Here is a 16,832-nt window from a genome sequence, read left to right as displayed (position 1 = left end):
CCGGCTTATTGTTTTTTGTCTGGCACGGCGCCAGTCGGAGTAGCGGAATGTACGCCGCCCTGCCCTACCAGGATCAGGTTGCCCGCCGCGTCATCGGTGACACCGGCCAGCGAGGCGCGGTCGGAGCGATTGATCACGGAGAAGGTACGCCCGGCGTCCTTGCTGGTCAGCACGCTGCCACCATGGCCGACGATGACCACGGCGCCGTCCTTGAGCAGGGTGCCATTGGCCAGACCGAACTCCAGCGGACCGCTCTCGGAGAGCAACTTGACCTGCGCCCAGCTGTTGCCGAAATCGGTGGAGCGGAACAGGTTGCCGCGCAGACCATAGGCCAGCAGAGTGTTGGCGCTGGCGGTGCCGACCGCACCGAACAGGGTGCCCTCGTACGGACCCTTGATCTTCTCCCAGGTCTGACCCCAGTCGGCGGAGCGGAACATGCTGCCCGCCTCGCCCACCACGAACAGGCCGGCATCCTTGACTGCGGTGATGCCGTTCAGGTGGTAGCCATCTTCGTTGTCGAGACGATCACTGACATCGTTCCAGGTCTTGCCACCATCGTTGGTTTCCAGCAGTGCGCCGTAGGCGCCCACGGCATAACCGGTGCTGGTGTCGCGGAACCAGACGTCGAGCAGCGGCGCTTCGCGCTGCAGGTCTTCGAACTGCAGCTCCCAGTTGGCGCCACCGTCGTCGGTAGCGAGGATCTGCGAGTCGTGACCGACCGCCCAGCCGTGCTTGTCATCGACAAAGTACACGGCGGTCAGTAGCTGGCGGCTCGGCACGCGGGCCTGTACCCAGTTGCGACCGGCGTCCTCGGAGAACAGGATGTGGCCACGATCACCGACTGCGACCAGGCGCTTGCCAGCATGGGCGATATCCAGCAACAGGCTGGTCACGGCACGGGGCGATTCGATGGAAGTGACGGTGGCTGCTTGCGCCGCCTGCAGCGGCAGGGGAGCAACCATGGCGAGGACGGAACATACGCTGAGCAGAGACAGCGCTTTCGCCAGCGGCGATTGGTGACGGGCCGGAACCATAACGGAAGTCAGGTTGCCGGAGCGGGTGCGCCGCATGACGGGCTCACGCATATATTTCCCCCTTTATTCTTATAGGTGGGTTCATTGGCCTTTATTCAGGCCGGGCCATGCTATACGGCTTTTGAAAAACCTGACAATCGGCATGACGTTATGTTTTGTTAAGCGTCGGTTACGCTTCTGTTCTGCATGGTTAAAGACCGTCAAAAGCCCTACCTAGAGGCCCTGCGCCTTCATACACCAATAATCCATCCAGGAGAGGTTTGGAAGGTCTGAAACGAGGCACTACCCCAGAAAAACATCGACCCGGCGCCAGGCCGGGTCGAAAAGGCCGCTCAAACGAGCGGCAGGAGTAGCAGGTTTAGGCACTCGCGACCTCAGCGGGTACCGCGACGGCGCAGTGCCGAAGGCGTGAACTCGCTGTCCGCGGGAACCGGCTTGGCGAAGTCGGCGGTACCCGCCTCCTCGCTGTCCAGGTTCTGCACGTAGTAGCGACGGCTTTGCAGGTCGTGGAAGGCTTCCATGGCCGACCAGGTGGTGGGCAGGTCGTAGTAGTTCTTCAGGTAGGCAACCGAGACGCGCCACAGCTCGCCACGGGTGTCGTACTGGTCGACGATCGCGGCTTGCCAGCTGTCCTCGTCGAGGAACAGGGTGCGCTTGCCATAGACGTGGCGCGCACTCGACTTGAGCGTACCCTCGACCACCCATACGCGGTGCAGCTCGTTACGCGTCAGCGCCGGGTTGACGTGGCCGACCTGCAGCACGTCTTTGTACTTCACCCCGTCGGCGGCGATCTTGTAGTTGTTGTAGGGGATGTACATCTCCTTCTTGCCCAGCAGCTTCCAGTCGTAGCGATCCGGCGCACCGTTGTACATGTCGGTGTCGTCGGCGGTACGCAGGCCTTCGGAGGCGGAAATCGGCGTGTCGTAGGCCAGGTTCGGCGCACGACGCACACGGCGCTGGCCGGCGGCATAGGCCCAGGCCTGACGCGGCTCCTTCACCTGATCCAGGGTCTCGTGTACCAGCGCGGCACCACCGGCCAGGCGCGCCGGGCTCTTGGTGAAGTTCAGGTAGTAGAACAGGATGTTGTTGAGGTCGGCGTAGCTGCCTTTCGGGTTGTAGTAGCGGAACAGCGCCTCGACCTCGGAGACCACCGGCGAGAACGCGCCATTGCGCTGCACCGCTGCCTCTACCGAACGGCGAGTGATGTAGGTACCGCGATAACGCACGATGTGGTTCCACAGCGCCTCGAGGCCGTTCTGCGGAATGGCGAACGGGACGCCGCCGTAGGCATCGACGAAACCGTTGCCACCTTCGATCAGCTTGGCGGTGGTGGCGTTCTTGATGCTGTTGTCATACACCCATTGCGGCGCCGAGCCAGAGCGGCGGCTCTGGTACACCGGCATCTGGTAGGTTTCCGGATAGGAGTTGAACAGGGCGATCTGCCCCGCGCTCAGCTTGTCCTTGTACTGGTCCAGATTGGCCTTGGTGATGGTGAACAGTGGCTTGTCATCCGGGAACGGATCGACATGGTGTGAACCACTGCCCTTGTAGCCGGCCGGAGCCTGGGTGATGCCACCAGTCCAGGCCGGGATGCTGCCATCGGCATTACCAGCCTTCTCGGCACCAAAGGGAGTCAGCGTGGTGCCCAGCTTGGCCGCTTCGGGCGCGGAAACGGCAGCCAGCGCGCTACCGGCGGAAAGCGCGAGGGCAACTGCAGCGCCCATCAGCGTGTGTTTCATCAGCATGGTGATTCTCCATCAAACGGGCCGAGCGAAAATCGCGCTCGACCCGGGGTTCCAGATCAGAAGGAATACTTGACGTTGATTCCGAGGTTGTCGCGGTCACGGCCCGAGTTGTTCTGCCCGGCGCCGTAGAATTCGGTGTACTGCACCTCAGCCTCCAGACTGTTCAGGTAGCTTGCCTTCAGGCCCACGGTGTAGGCCATGCGGCCCTCAATGAAGTTGCCGGTCTGGTGCGAGTTACCCTGGAAGTCATGCTTGAACACGCCGAACGGCGACAGGTTAACCCCTGCATACACGTCGTTCCAGGTACCGGAGAGCGCCAGAGTGTAGCCGTAGGCATCCGGATCGAGCTGATCTTCGGAGCCATAGCCGGAGACATAGGCACCGTTGGCACGGCCGGAGAAACCGCGCTTGGAACCGTCATAGGCGGTGTAGCTCAGGCTGCTGGCACGGACATGCTCAGAGGCCAGCTCGGCGACACCGAACAGCGAGTCGAAGCTCAGGCTCGGACCGAAGTTGTAGATGGTGCCGAGCGACAGGTTGTAGGCCTCGACGCGCTCGTAGTTGTGGAAGATATCCGCGCGGCACAGTTGCTTGCCGGAGATATCGGCACAGGCCTGGGCGTCCGGCACGTTGGAGTCGTAGATGTTGGTGCCGTTGAAGAAGCCCTGCCCCAGCAGGTCACCCAGCAGATCATTGGTCGAGCTGAGGCCGACCGGCAGGTTCGGCCGGTAGGACAGCTCACCAAATACCGAGGCCTCGCCGATGGTGGTGTTGAAGCTCAGGCCGTAGACGCGGATATCCTCCACGTATTCACGGCGCGCAACGGCGTTGCTGGCCGCATCCAGCGTGGCCACGGCAGGAGCCAGCGCCGGCCCTTGTGCAGCCTGGAGCGCCGTCATGTCTACGCCGTCGTATGCCTGCAGATCCACGGCGATCTGCGGCTCCTTGGCGTGATAGTTCATGAAGTAGAAGCCGAACTCGGTGAGATTCAGCTCCTCGGCCACGTAACGAAACGCCAGACCGTACTGGCCGTCGTTCTTGGCATTGATGTCCTTGCCGACGTTAGCCACCTTGAACACGTTGTAGTTCGGGTCCAGGTAGGCATTCGGTCCGAACGGACCATTGCCGACCAGGCCAGCGGCAGCGGCGGACTGATAGCCCGACATCACGACCGGCAGCAGCGGATTGTCATAGCGGGTGTAGGCGGTACTGCCACCATCGGCAAACAGATCGGTCTCGGAGAAGAAAGTGCCGACCGGGTCGATGGCAGTCTCCTTCCAGTTCCACTGGTAATAGGCTTCCATCGACAGATTGTCGGTAAGGCCGACGTTGAAGTTGAAAGCCTCGACCGGTACCAGCACCTCTTTCAGCTCGGCGCCCGGCAGGCGGAACTTGCCTGCATCCACCGGGTTGGAGGTGTTGATCCCACCACGGTAGAAGATGCCCTCACCCCAGTTGAACACCTGGCGCCCGACCTTGACGGTCAGCGGCATCTCGGCGACATCCCAGTTGCCATAGACATAGGCATCGAGGATCTCGGCGCTGCGACCGGCCGTGTGGCGGGTCTCGTAGGTGAAGCGATCGTTATTCGGATAGCTCTGGCTCGGGCGAAAGTCATCGTTGTCATTGCGCTTGTCCATGATCTGCGTGTCATAGAAAGCGGTGCCGCGCACGAACAGGCCGTAGTTCTGGTAGTTGGCCTCCAGGTCGGAGGTGACCTTGTAGACCTCGGAAACCAGGCCGGTATCGAAGTTGCGATTACCGTCGTTGCCGTTGGTGTCGTCGTTGGTCTTGTCCTGGCCCTGCACGCGATACAGCTGGCCGTAGGACAGGGTGGTATCGAGCGAGCCGGTCACCTGATCATCGATCAAGCTGAACTCGACGGCACCTGCCGGCACCGCAAGCATGAGCGGAATAAGCCCTGCGAGGGCGAAACCCGCTTTGGCGGGGGCGAAACACAGGGACGACTTGCGCAAGGGGATGACCATTGGCGGCTCCATGGATCGATTGTTCTTGTTATGCCCGTTCTGCCGGACTACGCCGGCTCGGCCGAGCACGGGTAATTCAAGATCGATACCAACACGCCACTATCACGCGCATTTCCGCACGAAAGTCCCAGAAATGGCCGATGTCGCCCTTATCTGTCCCAATTTGTCGCCTGGGTGGCGCTATTTAACCTTGAGAAATGCGCCCTCTCGGAACGAGAAACGCGTCTGGCACGGGCCTTTCAGAGATGATCGAAAGCTGGCCAGGTAGAAAGGAAACACCAGGTAACAGATGGCGTTACCAAGCAAGCGCTCGGTAACGCCATTTTCGCATCAGGCCAGGCTCTTGCTGACCACTTCGAACACGTCGCTAGACAGCTCGCCACTGGCCAGGATGCGCTCCAGTTCACCACGCATCAGCGCCTGACGCGCCGAGTCGTACTTGCGCCAGCGGGTCAGCGGACCGAGCAGGCGCGAGGCGATCTGCGGATTGAGTGCGTTGAGGGTGATCACCTGATCGGCCAGGAAGCGGTAACCGCTGCCATCAGCGGCGTGGAAGTTGACCAGATTCTGCCCGGCAAAGGCGCCGATCAGCGCGCGCACCTTGTTCGGATTCTTCATGGTGAAGGCCGGGTGCTGCATCAGCGCCTGCACGCGAGCCAGACCGCTCGGCAGGGTGCTGGCAGCCTGCACGCTGAACCACTGATCCATGACCAAGGCATTGTCCTTGAAGTGCTCGGCGAAGGCCTTGAGCGCCTCGCCCTTCTCCACTTCGAACACGGATCCGACCAGCACTGCCAGGGCGGTCAGGCGTTCGGTCATGTTGTCGCAGGCGTCGTACTGTTCCAGGGTCGCGGCCAGCACTTCCGGCTTGCCGGTGAGCATCAGATACGACAGCGCGATGTTCTGCAGGCTGCGGCGGGCGAAGTGGGTGGACTCGGCCACGTACGGCGTGCTGCGCGAGACCTCGCGGTTGGCCTGGTAGCGCTTCCAAAGCGGCTCGAACAATGCCTCGGCCAGCTGCGCGCGAGCGAACTCGCGGGCGGCGTGGATGGCGTCGACATCGACTACTTCGCTGATCTCGGTGAGGTAGCCCTCGCCCGGCAGCGAGAGCATCTCGGCGACCATGGCCTGGTCCAGCGACTCATCCGCCAGCAGCGTACGGAAGGCCTCGACCAGGCGCTGATCCAGCACCAGCTGTTCGCCACGCTGATGTTGGCCGATCAGCTCCTGCAGCACCTGCACGGAGAGCTGTTGGCCGGCCTCCCAACGATTGAAACCGTCGGAATCGTGCTGCATGAGGAACATCAGTTGGTCGCGGCTGTAGGGGAAGCTCAGCTTTACCGGCGCGCTGAAGCCACGCAGCAGCGAAGGTAGCGGCTTGGCCTCGAGATTGACGAAGGTGAATGCCTGCTCGGCCTGGGTCACCTGCAGCACGCGCGAACGGCCGACCGGCTTGTCCTCGCCGACCAGCTGCAGCGGCAGCTCGCGGCCCTGGGCGTCGAGCAGGGCCAGCTCCAGCGGGATAACGAAGGGCAGCTTCTCGACCTGGCCCGGGGTGGCCGGGCAGCTCTGGCGCAGTTGCAGGCGGTAGGTGTTGGCCGCTGCGTCGTAGCTCTCGCTGACGTCCAGGCGCGGCGTACCGGCCTGGCTGTACCAGCGCTTGAACTGCGACAGATCCTGGCCGCTGGCATCCTCCATGGCCTTGACGAAATCGTCGCAGGTCACGGCCTGGCCGTCGTGGCGGGAGAAGTACAGGTCCGAGCCCTTGCGGAACAGCTGCGGCCCGAGCAGGGTGTGGATCATGCGGAGCACTTCCGAGCCCTTCTCGTAGACGGTCAGGGTGTAGAAGTTGGAGATTTCCATGAAGGCGTCCGGGCGTACCGGGTGGGCCATCGGGCCGGCATCTTCGGCGAACTGGTGGGTACGCAGGTAGGCCACGTCCTCGATGCGCTTGACCGTGCGCGAGTTCATGTCGGCCGAGAACTCGGCGTCGCGGAACACGGTGAAACCCTCTTTCAGCGACAGCTGGAACCAGTCGCGGCAGGTCACGCGGTTGCCCGACCAGTTGTGGAAGTACTCGTGGGCCACCACTGCCTCGACGCGCTGGTGGGCGGCGTCAGTGGCAGTCTCGGCGCGGGCCAGCACGCAGCTGGAGTTGAAGATGTTGAGCCCCTTGTTCTCCATGGCGCCCATGTTGAAGTCGTTGACCGCGACGATCATGAAGATGTCCAGGTCGTATTCGCGCCCGTACACCTCCTCATCCCACTTCATCGACTTCTTCAGACTGGTCATGGCGTGCTGCACCTTGTCGATGTTCTCCGGCTCGACGTAGATGCGCAGGGTGACTTCGCGGGCGCTCATGGTGGTGAAGGTGTCTTCCACGCACCAGAGGTCGCCGGCGACCAGGGCGAACAGGTAGGCCGGCTTCTTGAACGGGTCCTCCCAGGTCGCCCAGTGGCGGCCGCCCTCCTCGCTGCCGCTGGCGATCGGGTTGCCGTTGGAGAGCAGTACCGGATAGCTGTGCTGCTCGGCGCTGAGCGTGGTGGTGAACTTGCTCATCACGTCCGGGCGGTCGAGGTAGTAGGTGATCTTGCGGAAGCCCTCGGCCTCGCACTGGGTGCAGAACATGCCGCTGGACTTGTACAGACCCTCCAGCGCGGTGTTGCTCTCCGGATGGATGCGCACGCTGCTGTCGATGACGAAACTCGCCTGGGTGGGCTGCAGGGTCAGGTGGCTGTCGTCCAGTTGGTAGTCGGCCGCACTCAGCTCGCGATCGTCCAGGGCCACGCTGATCAGCTCCAGCTGCTGGCCATCCAGCACCAGCGGCGGCAGACCGGCGCCAGCCTCGGGATTGCGGCGCATCACCAGTTGGGCATGCACCAGGGTGTGGTCCTCGAACAGCTCGAAGGTCAGGTGAGTCTCGTCGATCAGGTAGTCGGGGGCCTGATAGTCCTTGAGGTAGATCATCTTCGGCTGTTCGGTACGCATGGCTTGTGGCCTCTTATTCGGTGAGTACGGCGACCTGGTAGGCCGTGTATTTGCGCAGGTTGATCACGCCAGTGTCGAGGATCAGGTACTGGCCCTTGATGCCCTTGAGGATACCCTCCACCACCGGGGTTTTCTCCAGGTCATGACTGGCGACCTTGGTCGGATAGGCATCCACCGGATAGCGGATTTCCAGCACCTCGGCATCGCTGACCGGCTGGATCGCCTGCAGGCCGAAGCGCTGCTGCAACGCGGCAATGCCTTCGGCACAGCTGCTCATCAGCTGCTCGCGTACCCCGGCGAGGTCGACGGGCTCGGCATCGCCCTTGAGCAAGGCGCGCCAGTTGGTCTTGTCCGCCACCTGGGTACGCAGCAGGTCCTCGACGAAGCCGGACTGCTGGCGGGTAGCGACGCGGAAGATCGGCAGCGCCTGGCTGGCGCCCTGGTCGAGCCAGCGGGTCGGCAACTGGGTGGCGCGAGTGATACCGACCTTGATCCCGGAGGAGTTGGCCAGGTACACCACATGATCGGTCATGCAGAACTGCTCACCCCAGCCCGGCTCGCGGCAGGTGCCTTGCTCGTGATGGCACTTCTCCGGGCTCATGATGCAGCTGTCGCACTGCGCCAGCTTGGTGAAGCAGGGATAGCAGTAGCCCTGGGCGAAGCTCTTCTTGGTCCTGCGTCCGCAGTGGGTGCAATGGATGGCGCCGAGGAACTCCAGGCGAATGCGTTTGCCCAGCAGCGGGTTGACCGGCACTTCCTGCTCGTCCAGGCGGAAGGCGTACTGCGCCGTCTCGCCCAGGCGGATCGTCATCTTGCTCAGCGCACCGCGGCCCAGCTCGTTCATCGAAGTCATCAGTGCAGGGTGTCGTTGGACTTGAACAGCAGGTTCGGGATCAGCTCGGCGTGGGACTGGCATTCCTGCGGACCCATGTAACCGGTGCGCTCTTCCTCGGGCAGGTTCTGCAGCTCCCAGGCGATCATGGCCTGCAGCGACAGCTCCTTCTGCTCCTGGGTGAGCTTGCGGCCGTCCGGCCACTTGCCGATCTCCACGGCCAACTTGAGGCTCTGGTAGATCTCGGGGGTGATGTTCTCGATCATTTCGGCAAAGGACGACATCGCGGACTCCGACAGCGGAAAGCTAAACAGGGCGGCAAGTTTACCGGCGCAGGCGAGCCAGTGCACCGCCGACGAGACCCGCGGCGCAACCGGCAGCCAACCCGCCGACGTGAGCGGCGTTGGCGATGGAGCCGAAGCCCAGGGTATCGATCACCCCGGACAGGCAGACCAGCAGCCAGATCAGCATCATCACCAGCACGCCACGCGGCAGCTGGTAGGCCGGGGTTGGCGCCAGCAGCTGGAAGATCCAGCAGTAGCCGAGCAGGCCGTAGAGCACGCCGGACAGGCCGCCGAACAGCGAGGGCCCGCCAAACCAGAACTGCGCCAGGTTGGACAGCAGGCCGAACAGCAGGCTCAGCCCCAGCAGGGCGAAGCCGCCCTGGCGGAATTCGATGCGCCGGCCCAGCTCCCAGTACCACATGGCGTTCATGGCCAGGTGCAGCACACCGAAGTGGATGAACATCGGCGACAGCAGGCGCCACCACTGCCCCGCCTCGAGGCTGGTGAGCCAGGGCTGGAAGTAGATGTACTCGCCCTGGATGTGGAAATCCTGGAAGGTCAGCCAGCGCAAAGTGGTGAAGTTGTCGCCGAGCAGAGTGACTGCAGCCACCAGCAGGGTCAGCAGCAGCACCGCACTGGTCATCCAGCTGGCCCGCAGCTGCGCCATCAGGCCAGGCCGCGACGGCCGCACCGGTGTGGGTACATCCTCCTCCGCGGCGCCGTGTGGATAGCGCAGGTAAAGCTCGCGCACCTGGGCAACCAGCGGCTCGACCGGCACCCACAGTACCTGCGCGTCACGCTCCTCGCTGACCCGGTGTGGCACCTGCAACCGGCGCAACAGGCTGACGAAGCCGCTGAGGTCTTCCTGCAACGGCCGGCGCAGCGCCTCTACCCGGCTCATTGCGGCGCCTCCGGACGTTCCACCTCGACCCAGACGAACTTGCCCGGGTCGATCTGCGTCTCGTCGTCCAGGCGGTAGGCCACCAGCTTGCCGTACATCACCGCGCTGTAATCCAGGCAGGCCAGGTTAGGGCGGATCGGTGCCGGGCGGCCGCGGCGCCAGTAGTGGCCGACGAACAGCATGGGCTCGTCCGCGCCGTACTGCAGCAGGCGCCCCTTGTCGGTGGCGGTCAGCGGCAGGCTGGCCACGTCGTCGGGCAATGCGTCGGGCTGGAACACGACATCTCCATAGGTCTGCGGGTCGCTTTCCCAGAACTTGGTGCGGAAGTAGGCACGCGTGAAGCCCTCTTCGCTGGTCAGCGTCAGGCCCTGTGGCAGGCGCATATCGGTGCCGCGCAGCAGGCGCTCGAACACCCGGTTGGCGAAGCTGCCGGGCACCGCCGAGGCGGTAACGAAATCGCGGTCGACGCGGCCGTCGGCGAAGCGCTGGCGCAGCGGCGTGATCAGCTCGCTGTCCCAGCAGGCATGCACCAGGCGGAAGCGTCCGGCGTCGACGAACAGCGGCAGCTGCTGGAACCAGTCGAGGAAGTCGTGCCAGTCGGCCGGGTGTTCCTCGAACTGGCGGAAGGTTTGCTGCAGCAGGCGCTCGTGGCGCGGCGTGTGTTCACGCACATGACGCCGCTCGCTATTGGGCGGCGCCTCGGTGTACCAGCCAAGGGCGTTGTATTCATGGTTGCCCATGATGCACAGCGCCTGGCCGGCCTCGACCATGTCGTGCACCAGGTGCAGGGACTCGCGGATACGCGGGCCGCGGTCGATGATATCGCCAAGGAACAGCACCATGCGCCGTGGATGGCGCCAGACGCCACCCTCGCGGCGGTAGCCCATCTGCTCGAGCAGGCGTGCCAGGCTGCGCCCGCAGCCGTGCACGTCGCCGATCAGATCGTAGCCGCGCGCCGGGTCGAGGAGCATCTCAGTCGTGGCTCCACTGGCGGCCGCCCCAGCCGAGTTTGGTACGGCAGGCCTCGTAGTAGTTGTGATCGAGCGGGTGGATCAGGCGCAGCTTGTGCGGCTTCTTGGCCACCGTGATGGTGTCGCCGGGCGCGCAGGTGAAGTGGTTCTGCCCGTCACAGGACACCAGCGGGTAGATCGGCAGATCGTCCGCTACCACGATCTTCAGTTCGCTGTTGCCGTCCACCACGATCGGGCGGCTGGACAGGGTGTGCGGGTACATCGGCACGATGACGATGGCGTCCAGCTTGGGATGCATGATCGGCCCGCCGGCGGACAGCGAGTAAGCCGTGGAGCCGGTCGGTGTAGCGATGATCAGGCCGTCGGCCTTCTGGCTGCAGACGAAATGGCCGTCGATGAACAGCTCGAACTCGATCATCTTGGTCGACTTGCCCGGGTGCAGCACCACATCGTTGAGTGCATCGCCCTGGCCGATGGCCTCGCCATGGCGGCGCACCTCGGCCTCGAGGAGGAAGCGGCTCTCCTCGAGGAAACGCCCTTCGAGCACCTCGGCGACCTTGACCTCCAGCTCGTCCGGCTTGATGTCGGTGAGGAAACCCAGGTTGCCACGGTTGATGCCGAGCACCGGAATCTTGTGTCGCGCCAGGGCGCGGGCGGCGCCGAGAATGCTGCCATCGCCGCCGACGACGATGACCAGGTCACAGACCTCGCCGAGGATCTTGCGCGAGCAGGTCTGCAGGCCGTGGCCGGGCAGCACCTCGGCGATGGTGTCCTCGAGGATCACATGCAGGTGGCGCTCGAGCAGGAAGTTCTTCAGGCGGCGAATGGTGTCGAGCACCTGGGCACTGCCCAGACGACCGATGACGCCGATATTGCGGAATTGCTCCATGGGGCGCTCTGCAACGGGGAGAATTGCCCGAATTATGGGCGAAAGGCGCTAACCGCAGCAAACCGCGTCGGCTATGCTCGGCCGATGCGAACGCCTCTCGACGAGCTGCTGGCGCACCTGCGCCACCCGCAGGTCCGCGACCTGGCCTGGACTCTGCTCTCCCCCGGCATCCTCACGGGTGGCGAGCTACCGCTGCGCCACCCGCTCGCCGCCAGCCGCTGGCTGCACGATACGCAGCGACTGAGCGACTGGCTGCTGCAACAGGAAGCCGAACCCGCTGCGCTGCACACCCACCTGGGCAATGGCTCCAGCCGCCTGGGCCACTATTACGAGCGACTGTGGCAGTTCGCCCTGGCCGCCGCCCCGGATGTCCAGTTGCTGGCGGCCAACCTGCCGATACGCCGGGCCGGTCATACCCTGGGCGAGCTGGATCTGCTGCTGCGCGACGACGAGGGCGTGCATCACCTGGAGCTGGCGGTAAAGCTCTATCTGGGCCCCGAACGGGAGGATGGAGAAGATGCGGGCAACTGGCTGGGCCCCTCCAGCGAGGATCGTCTCGGCATCAAGCTGGAGCACCTGCGCCAACACCAGCTGCCACTCGCCACCAGCCCGGCCGGGCAGCAAGCCCTGGCGGAGCTGACCGGCAAGGCACCCCGCTCCGCCGCATGGCTGGGCGGCTATCTGTTCTTTCCCTGGCAGCAGGCCTGCGCCGCCCCGCTCGGCAGCGCTGCCGACCACCTGCGCGGGCGCTGGCTGCATCGACGCGACTGGTCGCAACTGGCTAACGGACAAGCGCATTGGCAACCCTTGCAGCGCCGTGCCTGGCTGGCACCGACGCGTGTGCCCGACGAGCAATGCTGGCAAGGCGAGCAACTGAGTGCATGGCTGGCCGGGCTGGCTGAGCAGGCACCTGCCCAGCTGCTGGTGCGCCTGGAACAGGACGGCGCCGGCGACTGGCACGAACAGGAGCGGCTGTTCCTGGTCGGTGACACCTGGCCCGAACCGGCCTAGTGGCTGCGCTCGGTACGGCCGCCGGAGCGAGCCAGGTAACCAGGGCCGCTCTCGCACAACAGAGCGCCACGCTGCACCGCCGGTAGCGCATCCAGGCCATCACGCAGGGCATAGGTGCTGAAGCCCAGCTGCGAGAGCAGGAACACCGCACTGGCGCTGCGCTTGCCGCTGTCGCAGTAGCACAGGTAGGTCTTGCTCTTGTCCAGCAGGCGCACCTTGAGGCGCAGCAGATGCAGCGGCATGTTCAGCGCCTGCTGGGCATGGGCCTGCTCGTACTCGGCCAGCAGGCGCACATCCAGCCACTGCGCGCCGGCCGACAACAGCCGCGCCGCCTCGCCGAAGGACACCTCGTCTACCACCGGCGCCTTGAGCAGCGCGAAGAAATCCTGACGATCGAGACGCAGCACCACACCAGGCTCGATCAGGGTGACCGTGGCGTTGCGCGGCTGGTCGGAGAGCAGCGCCTCCTCGCCGAAGCAGGCGCCGACCTCCAGCTCAGCTAGCACCTGGCGACCGCTGTCGTCGCCACGGAACACCTCGGCCCGACCACTCTTGAGGAAGTAGCAGCAGTCGCCCGCCTCACCCTCGATCAGCACGCGGCTGCCCGCCGGCAGGTCGATCGGCCGCAGGCGGTCGAGCATGGCTCGAACGTTGGCCGGCGGTACCTTGGCAAACAGCGGGTTCTCCAGTAGGCGTTCCAGCCACTCGATATCGTCACCCGCGCTACCCAGATCGAGCAGCAGGTCCTGATAGGCCAGGCGCCAGGTGAGCAGGCGACTGAGGTTGGCGGAGTCCAGAGCCAGCACGCTGACGTCGCTCAGCGCGCGCACCTCGTGCTGGCGCGGCAGGCTCGGCGACAGGGGGTGGCAGCTGGCTTCGCTACCGGCCTGCAGGCGCTCCTCGCGCCCTTCACCGTCGCGCAGCAGCAGCTCGCCGGACAGCAGGTAGTAGGTGGTACGAGCCTGGTCACCCTGGCGGAACAGCAACTGCCCGGCCAGCAACGGCTGCGGCACCAGCTGGCTGCGCAACTCACGCCATTGCTGCTCGGAGAGCACGTTGAGTGGGGTGAAACTGCGCAGCTGGTCGGGATTCAGCGGCTCGCTCATCGACACCAGTCCTTCCTTAATCTGGGTGTGCTGCGCAGGTCGCAGCCAGTTCGTCCAGGCGCTGGGCCATGGCCCGACGCCCCTGCAGGCCACCGGTATGCAGCATCAGCAGGCGCGTACCCGGAGCAAAGTAACCGGCCTCCACCTCGCCGCGCAATGCCAGCATCGCCTTGCCCGTGTAAAGAGGTTCCAGCGGCAGCTCGGCCTGCAATTCGCAGTCGCGGATACAGCCTGCCAGCGCCGCGTCCAAGCGACCGAAACCACCGCGACTGGCATCCAGCAGGCGATATCCGGCATCCCCCTGCCCCGCCTCGGCGAGGATGGCCGGCAGTTGCTGTTCCACCCCATGCCCAGACGGCACGGCCATAGCCACATGCACCATGCGCTCGCCGCGCTCGGCCAGCACCAGGCCGGCGGCCGTGGTCCCGGTACCGGCGGCCAGCCACCAGCCGTGGTAATCGCGCCAGCCCAGCATCGACAGCTGCGCCTGGGCCATCTCGACGATTTCCGCGCAGGCCCGGGCAGCCAGCAGGCCACCGCCACCTTCGTTCACCGGCAGCAGAGCGGGATAGCGCGCCAACCAGTCATCCCAGAAGTCCGCACGATGGCGCTGGCGATAGCCGCCGTAGCCGAGCCAGTGCAGGTGCATGCCGAAGTCCTGCAGGTCACGCACCGTCGGGGTGTCCTGCGCCTCGCCGCGCAGCAGTCCGACGGTCACGAAGCCGAAACGGTGGCCGGCCGCCGCCAATGCGTGCAAATGATTGGAGTGCGCCCCGCCCAGGCTGATCAAGCCATGTGCGCCAGCCGCAGCAGCCGTCGCGATATGCGGCTTGAGCTTGAACCACTTATTGCCGGAGATCAGCGGGTCGAGCAGGTCGAGGCGCAGCACCGCCACCTCGACACCGGCACGCGCGAGCCAGTCGAGCCTGAGCGGCTGCAAAGGGGCAGATGGCTGCCAGTGTGGAAGGGCAATGGGCATGGATAAGCGAACCGGCTGCGCGCCCTTAGCGGGCGCCAGCCGTGATGTTAACCGCTCAGCTCACGGTGCGCAGGCGCGCGCCAGCCTTGTGCCGGGCGCAGCAATTGGATTCGCCAACCACGAAGCGGCTAGGCGTCTCCACCCGGTCGATCGGCATGGCGCAGCGCTCACCGGAAGGCAGGCTGGCCTCGCAGGTCGGCTGCTGATAGTGCGCCAACCACTGACGGTACTGTTCCTCGGACACGAAGCACTTGGCTGCGGCGTAGCTCATCGGGTTGTTCTGGTAGCGGGCGATGTCCTGCAGCGGGATGGTCAGGTGTCCGGCACCCGGGTGATAGACGACGAACACCACGCCGAGCTTGGCCAGGCGCTCCAGGATCTGCTCGCCGCCCTGACTGGCCAGTTCGTCGCGTTCGCGCTTGAGGAGTGCCAGTTCTTGCTGCAACTGCGACTCCTGCTCGCTCCGGTATGCCAGCTCGACATCGCGAATGGCCACCTGCTCGCGGGACTCGGCCAGCGCGGCGGCAACACGCGCCTGCAACTCGGAGTCGAATTGCGCACGCAGGATGTCCGCCTCGGTGCGACCGTGGCGCTCCAGGTCGCGCAGCTGCCGGGACAGCTCCTCGCGGGTCTGCTGCATGCTGTCGGCCTGGGCGCCGAGTTGCGCCTTCAGGCTGTTGTTCAGATCCTCCTGCTGGCGCAGGGCCTGGTGCAGGTTGTGGATTTCGGTCTGCAACGCGCGCTGCTGCTCGTCGCCGGCCAGCTTCAGGCGGGCCAACTCCTCTTCGTACTGCTTGCCCAGGGTGCTGATGCGCAGGCGCTGCTGCTTGATCAGCTGGGCGGTCTTCAGGCGGTGCTCCTGCTCGTTGCGCTCGGCCTGCTTCTCGATCTCCTGGCGCGCAGGATCGGGGGCCTGCCACTTGTCTTCGGCAGCCACCTGCAGGCGTTCGGCCAACACCACAGGGGCGTCCTCCTCCACCAGCAGCCCGATGGCGTTGCGCTTGACCGCATCGCGCACCAGCACCAGATCGTTCTTGCCAGGAGCCAGGCTCGGGTCCCACAGGTGCATCTGGTGCCAGGACACCGGGCATTGGCTGCGGCAGGCCAGGCGGATGGGGCCAGCGCCCAGGTCAGGGCCGCGGCCGGCGTTGTCGGCCAGATGGCGTAGCGGCAGGTTCCAGCCCTTGTCGGCGCCGCCCCGCTCATCGAAGTCCAGGTAGAAGAACACCACGGCGCGCACCAGCAGGCGTGGGTTGATCAGCACGTAGGCCATGCGCATCTGCTGATCGGCGAACTCGGGCATGTTCACCACGTTGTCGAGCAGGGCCTCGAACTCGGGGAACAACATCTCCTTGCAGATACCGCGCTCATTGAAGAACAGCACGGCTTCGACCATCTGCGCTTTCTGCATGCTCATGGTTTTCCCTCAAGGCCAACTGGGATCACGATCGACGTACTACGAGCTTGAGCGTGCACGTGCATAACCTGCGAGGCAGGCGCAATCCCTTGTTTCGGGCAAGTCTAGGGGAAAACGGAACGCGGGCAATGTGACTGGGTTGGCAGCCGCCCGGCCGCCGGCCGGTATACGGCGCGACGACAGGGCGAAAGTGTGACGGGCTGGGCGAATCAGGCCTTGGCTGCGGCCAGGAAGGGAGCCAGGCGACGCCCCATCTCCTCGCCGAGGGCGGCCAGACCGCTCATCGGGCGGACCATCACCTCGAACTCGACGATCTTGCCGTTCTCGTCGAAGCGGATCATGTCGATGCCCTTGAGCTCGCGCCCGCCCACCTTGGCACTGAACTCCAACACCACGTTGAGGCCGTCGGCCGTCGCCAGCTCGCGGTGGTAGGCGAAGTCCTGGAACACCTGCAGCACGGTATTGAGGATCAGGTTGACCGCCTGCGCGCCCGGATAGGCGTTGTGCGCCATGGGCGAGCGGAATACCGCCTGCGGGTGCAGCAGCTCTGGCAGCTGGCTCAGGTCCTGGGCGGCGATGAATTGGTGCCAGCGCTGCAGGCTGGCGGCGGCTGCGGGTTGCAACTGGTTGTCGAGAGACATGGGCTTCTCCTTGTTATTGTCGGCCACAAAGAAAACGCCCCGCACT

General features: G+C 64.8%; 14 protein-coding genes. 1 reads left to right on the top strand and 13 read right to left on the bottom strand.

Translation table 11 applies throughout. The features are described from left to right. Positions 1-5: 5 nt before the first annotated feature. The 9 genes from PTT45_RS07665 to PTT45_RS07625 all read right to left on the bottom strand — a co-directional run bounded on the left by PTT45_RS07665 (position 6) and on the right by PTT45_RS07625 (position 11,632). The gene (locus PTT45_RS07665) at positions 6-1,085 is read right to left on the bottom strand and encodes a WD40/YVTN/BNR-like repeat-containing protein (protein WP_443218157.1); all 1,080 of its coding nucleotides are present in this window, start codon (positions 1,083-1,085) and stop codon (positions 6-8) included. Positions 1,086-1,408: 323 nt separating this feature from the next. Next, complete coding sequence (locus tag PTT45_RS07660; RefSeq protein ID WP_273812483.1) at positions 1,409-2,779, bottom strand: DUF1329 domain-containing protein; 1,371 nt, start codon at positions 2,777-2,779, stop codon at positions 1,409-1,411. Between the two features lie 56 nt (positions 2,780-2,835). Next, entirely contained in the window at positions 2,836-4,767 is a 1,932-nt protein-coding gene (locus PTT45_RS07655; protein WP_273812482.1) for a DUF1302 domain-containing protein, read from the bottom strand. 330 nt (positions 4,768-5,097) lie between these two features. Next, the gene (pepN, locus tag PTT45_RS07650) at positions 5,098-7,755 is read right to left on the bottom strand and encodes an aminopeptidase N (protein WP_273812480.1); all 2,658 of its coding nucleotides are present in this window, start codon (positions 7,753-7,755) and stop codon (positions 5,098-5,100) included. Positions 7,756-7,768: 13 nt separating this feature from the next. Then, positions 7,769-8,599 carry a DUF2797 domain-containing protein gene (locus tag PTT45_RS07645; protein ID WP_273812794.1) on the bottom strand — a complete coding sequence of 277 codons (831 nt, stop codon included), beginning with the start codon at positions 8,597-8,599 and terminating at the stop codon, positions 7,769-7,771. A gap of 8 nt (positions 8,600-8,607) precedes the next feature. After that, complete coding sequence (locus PTT45_RS07640; RefSeq protein ID WP_273812479.1) at positions 8,608-8,871, bottom strand: YeaC family protein; 264 nt, start codon at positions 8,869-8,871, stop codon at positions 8,608-8,610. A gap of 40 nt (positions 8,872-8,911) precedes the next feature. Continuing rightward, positions 8,912-9,772 (bottom strand): rhomboid family intramembrane serine protease, encoded by an 861-nt coding sequence (locus PTT45_RS07635; RefSeq protein ID WP_273812478.1) that lies wholly within the window; start codon positions 9,770-9,772, stop codon positions 8,912-8,914. Beyond that, a complete protein-coding gene (locus PTT45_RS07630; RefSeq protein WP_273812477.1) occupies positions 9,769-10,743 on the bottom strand; it encodes a metallophosphoesterase in 975 nt (324 codons plus the stop codon). The genes PTT45_RS07635 and PTT45_RS07630 overlap by 4 nt, the downstream gene beginning before the upstream one ends. Before the next feature lies 1 nt (position 10,744). Continuing rightward, on the bottom strand, positions 10,745-11,632 hold the full coding sequence (locus PTT45_RS07625; protein WP_043310117.1) for an NAD(+) kinase: 888 nt from the start codon (positions 11,630-11,632) through the stop codon (positions 10,745-10,747). A gap of 84 nt (positions 11,633-11,716) precedes the next feature. On the opposite strand from PTT45_RS07625, the gene PTT45_RS07620 reads away from it, so the two are divergent. Further along, positions 11,717-12,643, top strand: coding sequence for a DUF1853 family protein (locus PTT45_RS07620; RefSeq protein ID WP_273812476.1), 927 nt, complete (start codon positions 11,717-11,719; stop codon positions 12,641-12,643). Here PTT45_RS07620 and PTT45_RS07615 read toward each other — a convergent pair. The 4 genes from PTT45_RS07615 to PTT45_RS07600 all read right to left on the bottom strand — a co-directional run bounded on the left by PTT45_RS07615 (position 12,640) and on the right by PTT45_RS07600 (position 16,786). Then, entirely contained in the window at positions 12,640-13,749 is a 1,110-nt protein-coding gene (locus PTT45_RS07615) for a cyclic nucleotide-binding domain-containing protein (protein WP_273812475.1), read from the bottom strand. The genes PTT45_RS07620 and PTT45_RS07615 overlap by 4 nt on opposite strands. Positions 13,750-13,765: 16 nt before the next feature. After that, entirely contained in the window at positions 13,766-14,728 is a 963-nt protein-coding gene (locus tag PTT45_RS07610) for a 1-aminocyclopropane-1-carboxylate deaminase/D-cysteine desulfhydrase (RefSeq protein WP_273812474.1), read from the bottom strand. A gap of 55 nt (positions 14,729-14,783) precedes the next feature. Then, positions 14,784-16,145 (bottom strand): chromosome partitioning protein ParA, encoded by a 1,362-nt coding sequence (locus PTT45_RS07605; protein WP_273812473.1) that lies wholly within the window; start codon positions 16,143-16,145, stop codon positions 14,784-14,786. A gap of 209 nt (positions 16,146-16,354) precedes the next feature. Continuing rightward, entirely contained in the window at positions 16,355-16,786 is a 432-nt protein-coding gene (locus PTT45_RS07600; protein WP_273812472.1) for a nuclear transport factor 2 family protein, read from the bottom strand. Positions 16,787-16,832 lie beyond the last annotated feature (46 nt).

This window comes from Pseudomonas sp. Gutcm_11s (assembly GCF_028649395.1).
In the GTDB taxonomy this organism is placed as follows: Bacteria; Pseudomonadota; Gammaproteobacteria; order Pseudomonadales; family Pseudomonadaceae; genus Aquipseudomonas.
Note: the sequence above shows the minus strand (reverse complement) of the source record. Positions and strands in the feature narration are given on the sequence as shown.